Annotated in this window: 14 protein-coding genes and 1 pseudogene; 11 read left to right on the top strand and 4 right to left on the bottom strand. The window is 59.9% G+C overall.

Annotated elements, in window-relative coordinates; translation table 11 throughout:
* Positions 1 to 221 precede the first annotated feature (221 nt).
* The 5 genes from OIL77_03655 (at position 222) to OIL77_03635 (ending at position 5,718) form a co-directional block, all read left to right on the top strand.
* Positions 222 to 2,117, top strand: coding sequence for a BglG family transcription antiterminator (locus tag OIL77_03655; GenBank protein ID HJI44513.1), 1,896 nt, complete (start codon positions 222 to 224; stop codon positions 2,115 to 2,117).
* 119 nt (positions 2,118 to 2,236) lie between these two features.
* The gene (locus OIL77_03650; GenBank protein HJI44512.1) at positions 2,237 to 2,563 is read left to right on the top strand and encodes a PTS lactose/cellobiose transporter subunit IIA; all 327 of its coding nucleotides are present in this window, start codon (positions 2,237 to 2,239) and stop codon (positions 2,561 to 2,563) included.
* Between the two features lie 46 nt (positions 2,564 to 2,609).
* A complete protein-coding gene (locus OIL77_03645; protein HJI44511.1) occupies positions 2,610 to 2,903 on the top strand; it encodes a PTS sugar transporter subunit IIB in 294 nt (97 codons plus the stop codon).
* Positions 2,904 to 2,912: 9 nt separating this feature from the next.
* On the top strand, positions 2,913 to 4,262 hold the full coding sequence (locus tag OIL77_03640) for a PTS transporter subunit EIIC (protein HJI44510.1): 1,350 nt from the start codon (positions 2,913 to 2,915) through the stop codon (positions 4,260 to 4,262).
* Between the two features lies 1 nt (position 4,263).
* Entirely contained in the window at positions 4,264 to 5,718 is a 1,455-nt protein-coding gene (locus OIL77_03635) for a family 1 glycosylhydrolase (protein HJI44509.1), read from the top strand.
* 496 nt (positions 5,719 to 6,214) lie between these two features.
* Here OIL77_03635 and OIL77_03630 read toward each other — a convergent pair whose 3' ends face one another.
* The 4 genes and pseudogenes from OIL77_03630 to OIL77_03615 form a co-directional block, all read right to left on the bottom strand.
* A complete protein-coding gene (locus OIL77_03630; GenBank protein ID HJI44508.1) occupies positions 6,215 to 6,598 on the bottom strand; it encodes a transposase in 384 nt (127 codons plus the stop codon).
* Positions 6,599 to 6,935: 337 nt separating this feature from the next.
* Positions 6,936 to 7,256: pseudogene (locus OIL77_03625) on the bottom strand (IS110 family transposase).
* A gap of 470 nt (positions 7,257 to 7,726) precedes the next feature.
* Positions 7,727 to 8,143 carry a C39 family peptidase gene (locus OIL77_03620; protein HJI44507.1) on the bottom strand — a complete coding sequence of 139 codons (417 nt, stop codon included), beginning with the start codon at positions 8,141 to 8,143 and terminating at the stop codon, positions 7,727 to 7,729.
* Between the two features lie 24 nt (positions 8,144 to 8,167).
* Positions 8,168 to 8,557, bottom strand: a complete 390-nt coding sequence (locus OIL77_03615) for a hypothetical protein (protein ID HJI44506.1) — start codon at positions 8,555 to 8,557, stop codon at positions 8,168 to 8,170.
* Positions 8,558 to 9,122: 565 nt separating this feature from the next.
* On the opposite strand from OIL77_03615, the gene OIL77_03610 reads away from it, so the two are divergent.
* From OIL77_03610 to OIL77_03585, 6 genes are all read left to right on the top strand, one after another.
* Positions 9,123 to 10,574, top strand: a complete 1,452-nt coding sequence (locus OIL77_03610; protein HJI44505.1) for an APC family permease — start codon at positions 9,123 to 9,125, stop codon at positions 10,572 to 10,574.
* A gap of 131 nt (positions 10,575 to 10,705) precedes the next feature.
* Positions 10,706 to 11,983: an amidohydrolase family protein gene (locus tag OIL77_03605; GenBank protein HJI44504.1), complete on the top strand. Its 1,278-nt coding sequence runs from the start codon at positions 10,706 to 10,708 to the stop codon at positions 11,981 to 11,983.
* A gap of 112 nt (positions 11,984 to 12,095) precedes the next feature.
* Entirely contained in the window at positions 12,096 to 13,487 is a 1,392-nt protein-coding gene (locus OIL77_03600; protein ID HJI44503.1) for a histidine kinase, read from the top strand.
* Between the two features lie 38 nt (positions 13,488 to 13,525).
* A complete protein-coding gene (locus OIL77_03595; protein HJI44502.1) occupies positions 13,526 to 14,260 on the top strand; it encodes a response regulator in 735 nt (244 codons plus the stop codon).
* A gap of 92 nt (positions 14,261 to 14,352) precedes the next feature.
* Positions 14,353 to 15,297, top strand: coding sequence for a zinc dependent phospholipase C family protein (locus OIL77_03590; GenBank protein HJI44501.1), 945 nt, complete (start codon positions 14,353 to 14,355; stop codon positions 15,295 to 15,297).
* Between the two features lie 101 nt (positions 15,298 to 15,398).
* Positions 15,399 to 16,658: an MFS transporter gene (locus tag OIL77_03585; GenBank protein HJI44500.1), complete on the top strand. Its 1,260-nt coding sequence runs from the start codon at positions 15,399 to 15,401 to the stop codon at positions 16,656 to 16,658.
* Positions 16,659 to 16,736 lie beyond the last annotated feature (78 nt).

Genomic DNA, 16,736 nt, shown 5'->3' with positions numbered 1-16,736 from the left:
CAAGAACGTCCCCAACGACTACTCATTTAAGTCTGTCCCCAATGACTGCCCAATGGCTGGGAAGGCGCATCCCACACCGACGCATTGCCTTCGGGCCCTCTCCCCAGGCTCTCCATAGCTCAGCTGGACTCCCCGCAACCTGTTCCGAGTTGGCGGAACGAGCGTGACGTGGAGTGTCATTCTTTACCGCGTTAGACTAGACGCAGGGAAAGGAGGAGGACATGGATGCTCGCGTCAAGCAGCTTGTAAATATGATCGAGGACGCTCAGCCTGTCGCTGTCGCGGTACTTGCCAAGCGTCTCGAGGTAAGCGAGCGCGCCGTGAGAAACTATATCCATCGCGCAAACGACAACCTTGCAGGGGTTGCACGCATCGTTGGCAGCAAGGGGCAGTATCGTATCGATGTTGCACGTGCAGATGAGCTTGCTCGCTTGCTAGACGGTGCGGCTCTGGCCCATCCGGGCATTCCTGATACGCGCGACGGCCGTGTGTCCTTCCTTCTTAACGACCTCCTCATGCGGTCCCAGTGGGTGACGATTGAGGAGTATGCGGATTTACTCTACGTTTCGGCGCGAACTCTGTCCAATGACATGCGTCTGGTAGAGCAGAAACTCGCCCAATTTGACTTAACGCTCGAAAAGCGCCCACGCTACGGAATCCGCGTTGCGGGCGGGGAGTCGCAGCGGCGCCTGTGCCTGGCCTCGCTGGTGAGGCCCGTGTTGCCCGACACCGACGATGCAAAGCTCGCCGAGCGCCTGCGGGCCATCGCCGCATGTGTGGACGATGCTCTGACGGCCTCGCCCGTCACGGTGAGCTCGCTGGCATCCCGCAATCTCATCATGCATCTTTACATTGCTCTTGGCCGCATCGAGCAGGGCTGCTATGTCCCAGCTGCAGAATCGGACGTTCAAAAACTGGAGGGAACGCGCGAATACGCCGCGGCTTTCCAGATTGCCGCAAACATCAAGGATGCCCTGGGCGTGAGCATGCCCCGAGAAGAGGTTGCCTTTATCGCAATCCATTTGCTCGGCAGGGGCACGGGCGTGCCCGAGAAGGGCTCTGCCGTTATCTCGGACGAGATGTGGGAGATTGCTTCCGAGATGGTACGTGCGGTCAACGATGAGTTTAGGTTTGACTTTAGCGGCGATCTTGAACTTCGCATGAACCTTGCTCGGCATATCGGCCCTCTGGGCTATCGCCTTGAATATCACATGCATATGGATAACCCCATGCTGTCCGATATCAAGACGAGGTTTCCGTTGGCCTATTCGATGGCAGCTGGCACCTCGCAGGTACTCGAGCGTCATTTTGGCAGCCAGCCCTCTGATGAAGAGCTCGGCTACATCGCCATGGCATTTGCCCTGGCCCTCGAGCAGCAAGCCGACCAGCCGCGTCGCAAACGCATCCTGATCGTGTGCGCCTCGGGAGCGGGAAGCGCCCGTATGCTCGAGCACCAGTACCGCAGGCAGTTTGGCATGTATATCGATTCGATTGAGACATGCGATGTCGCCCGCGTGGGAACGTTCGATTTTTCGCATATCGACTACGTGTTCACAACGGTGCCGCTCAACGTCAAGTTGCCCGTGCCCGTCCGCGAGGCCGATTTCTTCTTGGAGACGAGCGATGTCAACGCTATCCGCAAGGTGCTGAGCGACGACACTGCGCAATCGGACTCCGTGAGCTCTTTCTTTAGCCGTGCCCTGTTCTTCAACCGCGTTGAGGCGTCGTCGAAGCAGGCCGTTCTCCGATATCTCTCCGAGCGCGCCGTCGAGAGCGGCCGTGTCGATGCCCAGTTTGCCCAAGAGGTCGCCGAGCGCGAGAGCGCGAGCGCCACCTCGTTTGGCAATGGGGTAGCCATGCCCCATGGGATGCATCCCTTGAGCGCCGAGGCCTTTGTTACCGTGGGCCTGCTCGAACATCCCATTCTTTGGGACGAATACGGCCATGAGGTCGATATCGTCTTTATGGTGTCGTTTGCCCGGTCGGGCGGCGATGAGGCGCGGATCTTGAGCTCACTGCTCGCCGAGATCTTTATGGACCGCCAGGGGGTCGAGCGCCTACGCGAGCGCCGGTCCTGGCATGAGCTGATGGCGCTTGTGCAAGCGCATACGGCTTAAGACTTCTTTTGTCGATGACCCTGTCAGTCTACCTGCAATAAACCTCGAGGATTGCGGGCGGGAGATAGGCGTTTCGAATATTCAAGTACAAACCAAACATCACGGGAGAGGAGACCGTTATGGACGATCAGGGAACCGAGATGGTTTCGTTTCAGCTGGTCGCTGCAGCGGGAGAGGCACGCAGCCTTGCCTTCGAAGCCCTTGAAAAGGCAAAGGCGGGGGATTTTGACGCCGCCGCCAAACTCATGAAGCAGTCAAAGGATGCGGGAATCAAGGCTCACCACATCCAAACGCAGCTGCTTTCGACTGAGGCAGCGGGCGAGCATCTGTCGGTGGATGTGTTGCTGGTCCATGCTCAGGACCACCTCATGTGCTCCATGCTTGCTCAGGAGCTCGTGCAGGAGCTGATCTGCCTGTATGAGCGCACTGCAACCAAGAACGCCTAGCGGCGTGCGGTGACTATCCAACCAATCAATGCGAAGGGAATCCCTTATGAAGATCCTTCTTGTTTGCGCAGCTGGTCTGTCTACAAGCATTCTGATGAAGAAACTCGAGAAATATGCGGAGCAAAACGGCATCGAGCTCGATATCGATGCGGTGGGTATCGGCGAGTATCAGGAGACGTGCGCCAATTATGACGTGCTGCTCTTGGGGCCGCAGGTGTCCTACCAGCTCAACACCGTCAAGCAGGGGAGCGGTAAGCCGACCGCGGTCATCCCCGCACAGGACTACGGCATGGGCAACGCCGCCAACGTGCTGGCACTCGCCCAGTCGCTGTTGGGTTAGGAGGCAACCATGGAGAAGTTCATGACCCTGCTTCAGGAAAAACTGACCCCTATCGCCAATTTCTGCGGCACCGAGCGCCACTTTGCCTCCATGCAAAAGGGCTTTATGAGCGCGATCAGCTTCATCTTGGTATCTGCCGTCTTTATGATCCTCGCCAACCCGCCGGTCACGGCCGACCTGGTGGCGCAGGGCGGGTTCTGGTCCGTCTTTGGCCCTTGGCTCGATTTTGCCACGGCCAATAAGCTCACGCTGCTCATTCCCTTCAACATGACGATGGGCATACTGTCGGTGATCGTGACGTTCGCAATCGCCTATAACCTGGCGGGCACCTACAAGATGCCCAAGCTTAACGCCGGCATGACCTCGCTGGTGATGTTCCTGATCGCCGCGGCGCCGTCGTCCTACTACCAGCTTGCTGACGAGTCCGTGCTCCAGGCGGTCCCCTGCACCTATCTGGGTGCGCAGGGCCTGTTTACCGCCATCATCGTTGCCTTGGTCTCCGTCGAGGTCACGCGCTTCTGCCAGACCAAGGGCATCACCATCAAGATGCCCGATGGCGTGCCGCCGTTTTTGTCCGAAACCTTTGGCGCCATCGTACCTATGCTCGCCAACATCCTCATCTTCTTTGGCGGCAACCTGCTGATCCAGATGATCGATCCCGCGCTGTCCATCCCCTCGGTTATCGAGAAGCTGCTCGCTGCCCCGCTTTCCGTCGCAGTTGACTCTGTGCCCGGCGCACTGCTTATCTGCTTCATGACGCTGCTGTTTTGGTGCTTTGGCGTCCACGGCAACATGATCGTAATGCCCATCACCGCCCCGGTCACGCTTGCCGCCTTTGCCGCCAACGCCTCGCTCTATGCTGCCGGGCAGCCGCTTGAGTTCCACCCGGCGCTCATGTCGTTGGCCATCAACCTCATCGGCGGCACGGGTAATACGTTCTCTTTTGTGGCGCTCTGCGCGTTTAGGGCAAAGTCGCAGCAGCTCAAGGCATTTGGCAGGGCATCGATCGTGCCGAGCTTCTTCCGTATCTCCGAGCCCGCGATCTTCGGCGCGCCCATCATCTTCAACCCGATCCTCATGATTCCGTTTGTGCTAGGCGGCATGATCTCGGCCCTGCTGTATTGGGGTGCGGTCTCACTGGGTCTTGTCTCTAACTTCTACATCTTGGTGAGCGGCACGTTCCCCATCTTCGTTCAGGGCTTTGTCCAGTGCCTCGACCCGCGCATCTGGGTGTTTACGATCGTTTTGATCGTGGTCATGGCTGTGGTCTGGTACCCGTTCTTTAAGGTGTACGATAACCAGCTCCTGGCTCAGGAGCAGGAGAACGCCGCGGCAGCTTCTGCCGAGGATGCTGAGTAGCATGAGTTACTTTGACAGAACGTCTGCCGCCGGTATGCCCGAGGGCTTTTTGTGGGGTGGTGCCCTCGCCGCCAACCAGGCCGAAGGGGGCTGGAACGAGGGCGGCCGCGGCATGTCGCACTCCGACCTGATCCCACAGGGTTCCGACCGCTGGGATGTAATGTTTGGCAGGCAAAAGCCCGTGGACGATCCGGACAGGCTGTATCCATGCCGCTGGGGCAACGACTTCTTCCATCATTGGCACGAGGATGTCGAGCTCTTTGCCGAGATGGGCTTTAAGTGCCTGCGTCTTTCAATTTGCTGGAGCCGTATTTTTCCCACAGGGATGGAGACCGAGCCCAACGGCGAGGGCTTGGAGTTTTACCGTCAGGTATTCGAGGCGCTGCGCGAGCATGGAATCGAGCCGCTTGTGACGCTGTCGCACTACGACTATCCGTTGGCTCTGGTCGAGCGCTATGGTGGCTGGCAAAGCCGAGAGATGATCGAGCGGTATGCGCACTACGTCGAGACCGTCGGACGCGCGTACCAGGGCCTCGTGCGTTATTGGCTTACGTTCAACGAGATCAACAGCGTGGCGCTGTCCTATCTCAACGCGGGTGTCACGCTCGAGGATGAGCGTGACCGTGCAGCCGTGACCGCGGCGTTCTCGCACCATATGTTTATGGCGAGCGCTCGCGCTGTCGAGATTCTGCACAAGATCGATCCTGCAAACAAGGTGGGTTGCATGGTCGCTGCCGGTGCGACCTATCCGTACCGTTGTGCGCCCGAGGACGTATGGCTTGCGTATGAGGAGGACCGCGGCCGCTACTTCTACACAGACGTGATGGCTGCGGGCGCCTATCCTGCTTGGAAGCTGCGTGCACTCGAGAAAGAGGGTGTTCACGTGCCCTTTGAGCCGGGCGATACGGAGTATCTGGCAGAGCATACGGTCGACTTCATCTCGTTCTCGTACTATTGCTCGCGCTTGGTGTGCGCCGATGATCAGGTGATCGCCGAGAAGGCGGAGGGCAACGTGTTCCCGACGCTGCGCAATCCGTACCTCAAGGATAAAGAGACTGCCTGGAAATGGCAGATCGATGCGCTGGGTTTGCGCGTGACGCTTGCCGGCTACCACGATCGTTACCATCTTCCGCTCTTTATCGCTGAGAACGGTGTGGGCGGACTCGATGCGCTGGAAGACGGCAAAGTCCACGATGCGTATCATATTGATTACCTGCGAAGGCATATTCTTGCGCTGCGCGATGCAATTGTCGAGGACGGTGTTGACCTGATGGGATACACGCCGTGGGGCTGTATCGATTTGGTGTCGGCCTCGACGGGGCAGATGAAGAAGCGCTATGGCTTTGTTTATGTTGATGCCGATGATATGGGCAAAGGCACGTTCGATCGCTACCGAAAGGACAGCTTCTGCTGGTATCAAAAGGTCATTGCATCAAATGGCGAGGACTTGAGTTAACCCTTGCAAGCCTGCTGCCCCCGCGGCCCGTTTCGGCCGCGGGGGCTTTTGCTATTTACCTAGTCCCCGATGAGACCCTCATTCTGTGGGTAGTCATTGGGGACGTTCTTAAACGACTAGTCATTTAAGTCTGTCCCCAATGACTGCGGAAACCCGGCACCTGGGGACGTTCCTTTTAATATGAGCAGGACATTGTCAAGAGGCAAAATCGGGCCTGGCCCCAACGATATGGGGTCAGGCCCTCTCCCTATATCAACCCGTCCGCGGCGACCTCGGCGTGTCTTCCCGACGCTCGTCTTTGCAGTTTAATATCCGCCCGTGGCGATCTCTCGCTGGGCAATCCGTTGCTACGGCTGAGGCTTCTTCGTCGAACCGACAGTCTGTGCACGCGTGTGGCGCCCTGGGCGCTCGCAGAAAAGGGACCTGAGGTTCGCCTCAACGGCTTCGGATCCAACCGCTTCCGGGGTGATCGGCTTATGTGCGGGGGAGCCTCCCCCTACGCCTCCTCGGCCATGAGACCGACCGCCCACACCCAGCAGGCGAGCTCGCGCGCCGTGGCGACGTTCGCCTTGTTGTTGTGGACCCCGCGCGCGAGCAGGGCCCCGCGCCTCTCGACCAGCCTCCGCACGCCCTTGGCGGCATGCCTGCGGGCGCCCGGGTCCGGGGCCTGGCCCCTGGCGGGCTCCTTCGGCCGCGCGGAGCACGTCAGGTAGTGCCACGCGGCCTCGACCAGCGCCTTCCTCAGGTGCTTGTTGCCCGCCTTGGTGATCGCGCCCCTGCGGTCGCTCTCCCCGCTGGAGTGCTCGGAGGGCGTCAAGCCGACCCATGCGGCGAACGACCGGGCATTCCTGAACCTCGAGAACTCGCCGGCCTCGAACACGAGGTCGGCGGCCGTCGCGGTGTCGACGCCCTTGAGGCAGCGCAGGGAGTCGACCCTCTTCCTCCACCTGGGCTTGCGGGTCTCGGCCTCGACGAGCCCCTCGAGCCGCGCCTTGTCCTCCGCCGCCCGCCTGACCGCGTCGACGTAGTAGGCGAGCGCCTCGTTGTCGGCCCCCTCCGCGAACCTTATCGACTCGATCCAAGGACCAGTGCGCCCGGGTCCAGTTGCCCTTCCTGCGGCCGGTGGGCGTCCTCTCGTCGAAGACGAGCCCGTGCCTGAGCAGGAACTTGGAGAGCCGCTGCTTCGAGCGCGAGAGGTCGTCCCTCGCGTCCTCGAGCGCCCTAGTCAGGTCGCGGGCGGCCTCGCACTCGTCGTCGGGGACCCACACCTCGACCACGTTGCCGACCGACAGCATGCGGGCGAGGAACTCGGCGTCGTTGCGGTCGTTCTTCCTGCGCCTGTCCGCGCTGGGCTTGATCATCTTCGAGACGGCGCCGACCACGCAGTCGACCCCAAGGCCGGAGAGCCTCTTCTGCAGGTCGAATCCCGTGACCCCGGACTCGTACACGCACCTGGCCTTAGGGTCCACGGAGCGGACCCACCCCGCGACGGCGCCGGCGTCGTAGCCGAAGGTCGCGCAGCGCACCTCCCCGGTCATGACGTCGAGGGAGACGGCCTTTATCGAACGGGCGTGGACGTCGAGGCCGACGAAGGTGGTAGTATCGAGCATGGGAGCCCCTTCCATGAATGCGGCGTGGCCGCCGCGGCTGAATTAGACACTCACCATTGTCGGCCTAATCCGCGGTCTTTCATGCAGCAGGGGCTCTCAATGTTTTTATGTCCTGCTCATATCGTCTCTGCCGGCAGCTTGGAACAGTCCTTAAAGCCCGCATCAATCAACTGCGGAAAGCGCATCCCAGAATGAGCGTCCAACATGGGACATGGTTTCCCTTGAGGGCCTCAACCGGAAAATACATCCCGGAATGTTGCCGGAAAGTGGAACGTAGTTTCCCAAACAGGCCGTGCGCGGAAAGTGCATCTCGCTATCGAACTTCAAAGCGGGATGCATTTTCCGTGCCAGCAGTTCCGGGCAACCAGAGACCACTCATTTAAGTCTGTCCCCAACGACTAGTAGTAGGCCCACATGGCTTCGACTTCGTTGAGGACCTCTACGACGCCCCAGCGGCGGGCGCTGCGGCTGGCCGAGTTGGGATCGAAGACTTCAATCTGGTCGGCGTCGTCAATACCGTAAAGTACAATGTAGTGGCCCACGTTGGTAAAGGTGCCCGGCCGAACGGCGGCGATGACGGGCGCTCCCGAACGCAGCGCCTGAGTCATCGAGTCGCGATTGTTATGAAGCTCCGTTCCGTTAAGTCCCAACTGCCACGCACCGCTCGTCATAAACGACCATTCGGTTGCACCGGTGGGGGCGTAATTGCCTGCCTCGGAAAGCGCGCACATATTGACGGGGGTCATATCGGTGCGTCCCGTCTTAAAGATATAGACCATGGTGAGGCACGTAGGCCCGCAGGCATTTTGGCGGATGGTACCGCCGGCGTAAGGCAGCTCCTACCATGCAGGGTCGATCTGATAGATATGGGGCATCGTGCCGGCTTGCCATTGCGAGCGCGGGGTCGAAAAGGCGAAAGAATAACCGGGCGCGACGGGGGCCTTGAGCAGCTTGTCCTCGGCGGTGGGCTCGAGACCGGCCGAGCCGTGGGACATACAGGAGCTCATAAGCACAAAGACCAGACAGATGAGGATAGAGCACAGTGCGAGGCAAAGCCGACGAGCCGGCAGGGCGGGGGCATTCACGTACGATGTCGAGCGGTAGGGCTTGCCGTCGCGTCCGCCTTGGGGATGCGAAAAGAAGCGGTTGATATGGCTGCCGGGCTGACGTGCGCCGTTGCGGCGCAGTTGCGGAACCTCGGCTTGGCGCTGTCGAGTGCGCGCGCCCAAGCGGCTATCTTGCTGTGCGCTTGTGCCCGTGCTCGGACGGCCACTCTGCCGTGTTCTGTTTGTCTGCTGCCGAGACGAAGGCCTGGGTTGCTCTTGAGGGCGTTGCGGATTGCTGCTCGTGGCACTTCTGGGCGTCGGCGTGGTGCGGCCAGCAAGGCGAACGCTTTGTCGCCGTTGATCACCGTCGTTGTATCCGTATGCCATTCGTACCGCCTTGTCTCATGTATAACCTGTCTATCCTACAAAAAAGATGTGCAACAAATGGGTCCGCGCGTCAAAAGCTCGGTAAACGGTACGAAAGGCGCAAAACACACGGCCTCAAAAACATCTCTATATGCGTCCGATGAGCGTACGCCCGTCGGACGGGCGACAACAATGAGCGGCAAACCGTGCCGTTCGTCCCAAAAACGGCGCCGCTCGTTTTGCAGTTCTGCCTTCGGTCGAGCCACAAGCGGCGCTGCTGTGCCAAGGCCGTATCTTAAAGCCATGAAATAAAAGCGCGCGGCAAAACAGACCGCGCAAGGGGTGACGCCAAAGAGGCGTCAATAAGGAAAGGAGGGGAACAATGGCGGACAAGAACGCAGAAGTTGCAGTCGAAGGTAACGGCGGCATGAAGAAAACGCTTTCGCTCTGGAACTTCTTCACCATCGGTTTCGGTGCCATCATCGGAACTGGCTGGGTTCTGCAGGTCGGCGACTGGATGGTCGTGGGCGGCGGTCCCGTTCCCGCTATGATCGCATTCCTCTTGGGTGCAATCTTTCTCGTGCCCGTCGGAGCTGTTTTCGGTGAGCTCACGGCTGCTATCCCCATCTCGGGCGGCATCGTCGAGTATGTCGATCGTAGCTTTGGCCGTACGCTGAGCTATATCACCGGTTGGCTCCTGGCCCTGGGCAACGGCATCCTGTGCCCGTGGGAGGCAATCGCTATCTCGACCCTCGTGTCCGAGATGTTCGGCAGCCTGCCCGGTCTTGAGTGGCTGCGTGCCGTCAAGCTCTATACCATCCTGGGCGCCGACGTTTACCTGTTCCCGACGCTGATCGCGCTCGGCTTTGCAACCTACGTCATCTTCCTCAACTTCCGCGGTGCCAGCTCGGCCGCCAAGCTGCAGGCCTTCCTGACCAAGGCCCTGCTCTGCGGCATGCTGCTCGCCATGGGCGTCTCGCTGTTCACCGGCTCGCCGGACAACGCCATGCCCGTGTTCTCCCAGGTCACCGGTGCTGGCGGCGGCAAGCCTGCTACCGAGGGCACCAGCCTGTTCGCAGGCATCGTTTCGGTCCTGGTTCTGACCCCGTTCTTCTACGCCGGTTTCGACACCATTCCTCAGCAGGCTGAGGAAGCGGCCGAGGGCCTCAACTGGAACAAGTTCGGCAAGATCATCTCCCTGGCCCTGCTGGCCGCAGGCGGCTTCTACATGGTCTGCATCTACTCGTTCGGCACCATCCTCGACTGGCATGAGTTCGTTAAGAGCCCGGTTCCCGCGCTTGCCTGCCTCAAGGGCATCAACATGCTCCTGTACCTGGCCATGCTCGTCATCGCCACGCTTGGACCCATGGGCCCGATGAACTCCTTCTACGGCGCCACGAGCCGCATCATGCTCGCCATGGGCCGAAAGGGCCAGCTGCCCGAGAAGTTCGCCGAGGTCGATCCCAAGTCCGGCGCTCCCAAGCTCGCCTGCGTCGTTCTGGGCGTCATCACCGTCGTCGGTCCGTTCCTGGGCAAGAACATGCTCATCCCTCTGACCAACGTGTCGGCTCTCGCCTTCATCTTCTCCTGCGGCATGGTCGCCCTCGCTTGCCTGCGCATGCGCTTCACCGAGCCCGACCTGCCTCGTCCCTACGAGGTGCCCGGCGGCAAGTTTGGCATCAGCCTCGCTATCGTTGCCTGCGGCACCATCATTGGCCTGCTCGTGATCCCGTTCTCTCCCGCCTCCCTCAACATGGTGGAGTGGAGCATCGTGATCGGCTGGTTGGCTATTGGCCTGGCCCTCATGGCTTTCACCAATTCCCGCAAAAAGTAACGCCTAGCCGGGGCGGATCGGGTGCGCGGAATTCTCTCTTCCGCGCACCGAACCCGGCGCCACTTGGGTAGCTTTGTGAGGCCTTAACCCAACACGGCCTCGCCCACTATATGGATCCATAAGGAGGAACCATGTCCACTAAGTATGCAATCGTTGGCGGTAAGCTCATCGACGGTACCGGTGCCGAGCCGGTCGAGAACTCCCTCGTTCTCGTCGACGACAACGGCAAGATCGAGTACGCCGGTGCTATGCAGGACCTTCCCGAGGGCGTTGAGGTTATCGACGCCGCCGGCAAGACTGTCCTTCCCGGCCTGATCGACACCCACCTGCACTTCTCGGGCAACTTGACTGACGATGACACCGACTGGGTCATGCAGCCGCTCCTCGAGAAGCAGGCCGTCGCCGTCAAGCAGGCCTATGACTGCCTCACCCACGGCCTCACCACCGTCTGCGAGATCGGCCGCTTTGGTATCCAGATCCGTGACTGCATCGACAAGGGCGTCTTCAAGGGCCCGCGCGTTCTGGCCACCGGCCTTGGCTTCTGCCGCGTTGCCGGCCACGGCGACTCCCACCACTGCAGCCAGGAGCTCAACAAGGAATCGCACCCCTGGGGCGATCAGGTCGACGGTCCTTGGGATCTGCGCAAGGCCGTCCGTCGTCGCCTGCGCGAGAACCCCGATGCCATCAAGATCTGGGCTACCGGTGGCGGCATCTGGCGCTGGGACTCCGGCCGCGACCAGCACTACTGCTCCGAGGAGATTCAGGCCGTGGTCGAAGAGGCCAAGATGGTCGGCATCCCCGTGTGGAGCCACTGCTACAACAACCACGCCGCTGCCTACGATTCCGTTCGCTTTGGCTGCGAGCAGCTGATTCACGGCTTCGATATCGATGAGCGCACCATGGACCTCATGGCCGAGCAGGGCACCTTCTTCACCCCGACGATCGCCTTCCTGCCCACCTGGTACGCCACCTATCCGCCCGTCTACGTCCCCGAGCTGCACGACAAGTACGAGGGCACCCTGGTCGAGAAGGAGCTGCAGCGCAACTACGACTGCCTGCGCGAGGCTAAGAAGCGCGGCGTCGTCATGACGATCGGCTCCGACTCCTTCTCCTTCGTCACCCCGTACGGCACCTGCTCCATCGAGGAGATGTACGAGTTCGTCGACAAGATCGGCTTCACCCCGGTCGAGACCATCACCTGTGCAACCCTCAACGGTGCCAAGATGTGCCACATCGAGGACGAGACCGGTTCCATCGAGGCCGGCAAGTGCGCCGACCTGCTGGTCGTCAACGGTGACGTCGCTGCCGACATCCACGTGCTCAACACTGACAACATGGACGTCATCATGAAGGACGGCTGGATTGTCGAGGCCGGCACCTTCGGCGAGGCAAACAAGTACAGCGCCTAAGATACCGTTTGTCGATGGCTTGATGTAAAACACAGTATTTGATTGCATAATGCAATGGAGAGGGTCGCTTGCGGCCCTCTTTATTGCTATGGGGTGCGTCAGTAAGAAGGAGATGACGGTGGATCTCAATAGGCTGATTCTAGGCAAGAGCTACAACTCTACCAAGGTCTTTCGTACCGCTCAGCATGTGGTTCAAGCCATCTTGCTCGGTATTGTCGTCCCGCTGCTTATCCTGCTGCTCATCTGGGATCTAACCGATAATCCCAATCCCGTTCCGGCCGTTGTCGTCATTGCCGGCTTGGTCATGCTGTGCTTCTTCTTCTCGTACGTCTTTGTCGTTCCCGACGACCTCACATCGAGCGCAACCGACCGCACGCTCGCCATCGCTTCAAAAATATTCGCCTATACGTCGCGCGGCCTTACGCCCGAAGCTGCCTTGGGCGCCTCTAAGATCATCCTGTCTGAAACTATCGCCTCTGCCATCTGCTTTACCGACGGCAAGCAGGTGTTGGCGAGCTGGGGCGAGGACTCGGCAAAATGCCCCGCGGGCACCCCGGTGGTACTGCGGACTACGCTCAACGTGATCAACAGCGGCGAGCAAAGCGTGTTCTCGCGCGATGCCTCGACCGAGACGGGTGGCTACTTTCCGCGCCTGCGCGCCGGTATTGTCGCACCGCTTACCGTGCGCGGGCATTGCGTGGGCACGCTCGAGCTGTATTATCCCCGTCTGAGCAGCATCGATATGCGCCAGACGGCGCTTGCCTCGGGCTTTGCCGACCTCATTTCCACGCAACTTGCGAGCTTTGAGCTTGAGCGCCAGGACGAGCTTACGGCCCGCGTGGAGCTGCGCGCCTTGCAATCGCAGGTCGATCCTCATTTTCTGTTTAACACCATCAGCACCATCGTGTCGCTCGTACGTACCGAGCCGGACAAGGCCAGGTCGCTGCTGATTGACTTTTCCAATTACTACCGTCAGACGCTTTCTGATTCCGATACCCTCACAACGCTCGAGCACGAGGTGGAACAGGGCACTCGCTATATCAATCTTATGCAGGCTCGTTATGGCGACGGTCGTCTGCGCGTCTCGGTCGATATCGACTTTGAGGTGCGCGATTGCATGGTACCGCCGTTTATCTTGCAGCCGTTGCTCGAAAACTGCATCAAGCACGCGCAGCGCGAGACCGAGCCGCTTTCTATTCATGTTAGGGCTTTCGAGACCGATGACGGTTTGGAGATCATCGTCGAGGACGATGGCATCGGTATGAGCGAAGAAGTCTGCGCGCATCTGTTTGAGCAGCATCGCCGAGAGGAGCCCGAGAGCATTACCGCCGACGGCTCCATCAAACGAGGCTGCGGCTTGGCGCTCTTCAACGTGCTTCAGCGCATCCATTTCTTTTACGGAGAAGATTCTGGCATGCGCGTGAAGTCCCAGGAGGGCGTTGGCACGCAGGTCATCGTCGAGCTGAACGGCGAGCCGCATGAGCCGGCGCCGTTGACGGCGTAGCACGCGGTTGGATTGAGAGAAAAAGAGGGGAAGCACATATGTCCGAAGGCTGGAACATCTTGGTGGTTGATGACGAGTCTCCCATTAGGGCTGAGCTACGCTATCTGTTGGAAAAGGATGCGCGTGTGGGTCAGATTGCCGAGGCGGGCAATGTCACCGAAGCCGTGGAGTCGATTCTGTCGAACAAGCCCGACGTGCTGTTTTTAGACATTACCATGCCCGGTCGCTCGGGAATTGAGCTTGCCGAGACGCTGCAGAACCTAAAGACGCCGCCGGTGGTTGTGTTTGTGACAGCGTTTGCCGAATTTGCCGCCGATGCGTATAACCTCGATGCGGTCGACTATGTCGTCAAGCCGGTCGAGGACGCACGCCTGTCAAAGGCACTCGACAAGATCGAGGCAGCCTTGGGTGCCCGTCGTGTTATCCATGCTCCGCGCCAACCTTTGCGTCTGACGGTGGACCGCGGGGGCAAAAAGGTGTTCATTCCCGCCGCAGACGTCTGCTACTTTGAGGCGCGCGCCGATTTTTGCAACGCCATCTGCGCCGAGGGAACGTACCTGATCAATGAGTCGATCTCTTCGCTCGAGCGTCGCTTGGACTCCGAGGGCTTTATTCGCGTTCATCGCAGCTACCTGGTCAATTTGGAAGACGTGCACAATGTTGAGATTGGCTCCACGGGGTTGATGGAGCTCAGGCTCGACCGCGTGAACTCGACGGTACCGGTGTCCCGTCGTCGTGCCGCCGAGGTCAAGTCGCACCTGGGGCTTGCGTAGACGGTCTGCATGCCGTCGTTTACCATCGCAGGTTTGGCATGGGCGCGCGGTGGGCATAATGGGTGGCATCGAATGAAATCGAAAGGATCATTATGCCCGCGCTTATCACCCATCATCTGTTTGGCGAGGAAAGCATCGACCGTCTTCCGCAGGGCGTCATCACGTCCGATGAAGAGCGCATTGCCTTTATCTTGGGCAACCAAGGCCCCGACCCGTTTTTCTTTCACATTCTGACACCGCGTGTTTCCGACTGCACGCTGCTGGCGCAGGTCATGCATCGGTCGCGTATGTCTCGCCAGTTCGCGTGCCTGCGCGACGGCGTGTCGCATCTGCTGCCGCGCGACGCCAGCTTGGGTCGCGCCTTTGCGCTGGGCCTGCTGTCTCATTACGTGCTCGACCGCAACGCCCATCCCTTTGTCTATGAGCAGCAGTTTGGCATCGTGGAGTCCGATTCAGAGCTTGAGGATTCGAGCAGTCAGGTCCATGCCGTGATCGAGAGCGACCTGGATGTACTGATGCTGCAGCTTAAACGCGATGGCGCTACGGTCGACGATTACCCGCCGGCGGGCGAGATCGTCACTACCGATCGCATCAATCGCGTGGCCGGCGTGCTGATGAGCTATGTTGCCGGACGCGTGTACGGCATTGACATTCCGGCGGGGGAGTACGGTGCTGCCGTTGCCAATATGCAGCGACTTTACCGCGCGATTGAGCCGGCCGGCTCCGCAAAGACGCGCGCGATCTCGCTGGTTGAGGGCTTGGTGCACGACTACTCGCTGCTCGACGGCCTTGCCCATCGCGTGACGACGGAGCTGCCCGAGCGCACCGGTAACCTGGGCCATCTGACATGGAAGAATCCCTTTACCGACGAGGTCTCGAACGAGAGTTTCCCCGAGGTCTTTGATCGCGCGCTGGTCGATTACGAGTGCACGGTCGCACGTTTTATCGAGACCGGTGACATGGATGCCGTGACCAGTCACGTCAACTACAGCGGTCGCGTGCTCAATGCCGATGAGGAGTTCGACCGCGAGGAATAGGGCCCGTGCGTGCCCCTTTGCCGAATCCTTACCGGCGGTTCTGGACAATTGGGGTACGATGAACTAACTGCATATCGGGCGAATACGAAGGGTCCCTGTCCATGAAATACACCAAGCTCGAGCGTAACTGGGTTATGTATGATGTGGGCAATTCGGCCCTCGTGCTGCTCAATACCTCGGTGGTGCCCATTTACTTTAACGCCATCAATACCGGCGCTTCTTCGGCCGACCTGGTGGTCGCCTGGGGCAATGCGCAGACGATTGCCTCGCTGGTCATCGCCATGCTCATGCCCATTCTGGGCGCGCTTGCCGACTACGCCGGCAACAAGATCAAGTTCTTCTTGGGCTTCTTCCTCACGGGCCTGGTGCTTTGCCTGGCGCAGGCTATCCCAATGTCCGCCATGGCATTTTTGACCGTGTACGTGCTGTGCACCATCGGCCTTAACTCTTCTATGACGTTCTACGACGCCATGCTGCCCGACATTACCACCGACGAGCGCATGGACGCCGTGTCCAGCTCGGGCTATGCCTGGGGCTACATCGGTTCCACCGTGCCGTTCGTCATCTGCCTGGCGCTCATCATGGGTGGCCCCGCTCTTGGCGTCCCTACCATGCTGGCAACGCGTCTGTCGTTTATCATCACTGGTGCCTGGTGGCTCGTCTTTACCCTGCCGCTCATTCGCACCTATAAGCAAAAGTACGGTCGCGAGCGCGGTCCCGAGGACACTATCGGCCACATCGTGGGCGGTGTGTTCTCCGAGGTCGGACACACCATGCGCGAGATCGCCCACAACAAGACCGTGCTGGTCTACATGATCGCGTTCTTCTTCTATATCGACGGTGTGCACACGGTCATTTCCATGGCAACCAGCTACGGATCGGCCTTGGGCATCGATTCGACCCAGTTGGTCCTGGCGCTGCTCGTTACGCAGTTCGTGGCCTTTCCGTCCGCCATCATCTACGGCAAGCTCGCCGGCCGCGTGGGCACGCTCAACATGATCTTGGTGGCAGTCGCCGCCTATATGGGCATTGTGCTGTTCGCCGCGTTCTTCCTAAAGACCGCCTTTGAGTTTTGGGTGCTTGCCATTATGGTCGGCCTGTTCCAGGGCGGCGTGCAGGCGCTCAGCCGTAGCTACTTTGGCCGCATTATCCCCAAGGAAAAGTCCAACGAGTACTACGGCTTCTTTGACATCTTTGGTCGTTATGCAAGCGTTATGGGCACCTTCCTGGTGTCGGTCGTCACCTCGCTGACCGGCAACCCGTCGCTGGGCGTCCTTTCCATTGGCGTGCTGCTGATCGTTGGCTTTATGCTGCTGGTCCGCCTGTCCCGCATGACTCGGGCGGCAGAGCATGCCGCATAGGAGCGAGCGGCTATTGTGCCTGTCCACGGTACTCTTTTGGGGTTATCCGCAATAAACATTGCGACTTGCGAGCAATGA

This window comes from Coriobacteriaceae bacterium (assembly GCA_025993015.1).
Lineage (GTDB): Bacteria > Actinomycetota > Coriobacteriia > Coriobacteriales > Coriobacteriaceae > Collinsella.
This window is presented reverse-complemented; position numbering and strand designations above follow the sequence as displayed.

What these genes read in the sequence shown, in the direction of transcription:
- OIL77_03655 (HJI44513.1), top strand. Translation starts at nt 222, where the DNA reads ATGGATGCTCGCGTCAAGCAGCTTGTAAATATGATCGAGGACGCTCAG.
- OIL77_03650 (HJI44512.1), top strand. Translation starts at nt 2,237, where the DNA reads ATGGACGATCAGGGAACCGAGATGGTTTCGTTTCAGCTGGTCGCTGCA.
- OIL77_03645 (HJI44511.1), top strand. Translation starts at nt 2,610, where the DNA reads ATGAAGATCCTTCTTGTTTGCGCAGCTGGTCTGTCTACAAGCATTCTG.
- OIL77_03640 (HJI44510.1), top strand. Translation starts at nt 2,913, where the DNA reads ATGGAGAAGTTCATGACCCTGCTTCAGGAAAAACTGACCCCTATCGCC.
- OIL77_03635 (HJI44509.1), top strand. Translation starts at nt 4,264, where the DNA reads ATGAGTTACTTTGACAGAACGTCTGCCGCCGGTATGCCCGAGGGCTTT.
- OIL77_03610 (HJI44505.1), top strand. Translation starts at nt 9,123, where the DNA reads ATGGCGGACAAGAACGCAGAAGTTGCAGTCGAAGGTAACGGCGGCATG.
- OIL77_03605 (HJI44504.1), top strand. Translation starts at nt 10,706, where the DNA reads ATGTCCACTAAGTATGCAATCGTTGGCGGTAAGCTCATCGACGGTACC.
- OIL77_03600 (HJI44503.1), top strand. Translation starts at nt 12,096, where the DNA reads ATGACGGTGGATCTCAATAGGCTGATTCTAGGCAAGAGCTACAACTCT.
- OIL77_03595 (HJI44502.1), top strand. Translation starts at nt 13,526, where the DNA reads ATGTCCGAAGGCTGGAACATCTTGGTGGTTGATGACGAGTCTCCCATT.
- OIL77_03590 (HJI44501.1), top strand. Translation starts at nt 14,353, where the DNA reads ATGCCCGCGCTTATCACCCATCATCTGTTTGGCGAGGAAAGCATCGAC.
- OIL77_03585 (HJI44500.1), top strand. Translation starts at nt 15,399, where the DNA reads ATGAAATACACCAAGCTCGAGCGTAACTGGGTTATGTATGATGTGGGC.